This is a genomic window from Paenarthrobacter sp. TYUT067 (genome assembly GCF_023656375.1).
In the GTDB taxonomy this organism is placed as follows: Bacteria; Actinomycetota; Actinomycetes; order Actinomycetales; family Micrococcaceae; genus Arthrobacter.
In genome coordinates this window covers 1-1184 of the sequence record NZ_JAMOIT010000046.1, presented here as the reverse complement: position 1 = coordinate 1184, position 1184 = coordinate 1, and the positions used below count along the sequence as shown (strand labels likewise).

General features: G+C 61.1%; 1 pseudogene. It reads left to right on the top strand.

Annotated elements, in window-relative coordinates:
• Window positions 1-9: 9 nt before the first annotated feature.
• Window positions 10-1184 (top strand): annotated as a pseudogene (locus MOD31_RS21825) (pyruvate dehydrogenase (acetyl-transferring), homodimeric type); the annotation flags it as partial.

Genomic DNA, 1184 nt, shown 5'->3' with positions numbered 1-1184 from the left:
AGGTTGGACGTGGCTGCAGGAGAAGAGACCTCACACATCCTCAGCGGGTTGACTGCCCAGCTGCCTGATCGTGATCCGGAAGAGACCGCGGAGTGGATTGAGTCCCTTGATGCGTTGATCGCGGAGCAGGGTACCGAGCGTGCCCAGTACATTATGCGTTCGTTGTTGCAGCGTGCTGGTGCGAGGTCGGTGGGTGTGCCGATGGTGACGACCACTGATTATGTGAACACGATCCCGGTGGACCAGGAAGCACAGTTCCCGGGGAACGAGGAGTTCGAGCGCCGGTACCGGGCTTATATGCGCTGGAACGCTGCGGTGATGGTCCATCGTGCGCAGCGGTCCGATATTGGTGTCGGCGGGCACATTTCCACTTATGCCGGTGCTGCGACCCTGTATGAGGTGGGGTTCAACCACTTCTTCCGCGGCAAGGACCACCCCAGTGGCGGGGACCAGGTGTTTTTCCAGGGTCACGCCTCGCCGGGCATGTACGCCCGGGCGTTCATGGAAGGCCGCCTCACGGAAGAGGACTTGGACGGGTTCCGTCAGGAAAAGTCCAAAGAAGGCCATGCCCTGTCCTCCTACCCGCACCCGCGCCTGATGCCGGATTTCTGGGAATTCCCCACCGTGTCCATGGGTATCGGCCCGATGAACGCGATCTACCAGGCCCAGTCCAACCGGTATTTGCAGAACCGTGGCATCAAAGACACCTCCGATCAGCAGGTCTGGGCGTTCCTCGGCGACGGGGAAATGGACGAGCCCGAGTCCCGTGGCCTGCTCCAGCTCGCCGCGAACGAGAACCTGGACAACCTGAACTTCGTGATCAACTGCAACCTCCAGCGCCTGGACGGACCGGTCCGCGGTAACGGCAAGATCATGCAGGAACTCGAAGCGTTCTTCCGCGGTGCGGGCTGGAACGTGATCAAGGTCGTCTGGGGCAGGGAATGGGATTCCCTCCTGGAAGCGGACAAGGACGGGGCGTTGGTGAAAATCATGAACGAAACCCCCGATGGTGACTACCAAACCTACAAGGCCGAGTCCGGCGGGTTCGTCCGGGAACACTTCTTCGGCAAATCCCCGCAGACCAAAGACATGGTGGCGGATTTGGACGACGAGCAGATCTGGGGCCTCAAACGCGGCGGTCACGACTACCGCAAGGTCTACGCCGCGTACAAGGCAGCCACCGA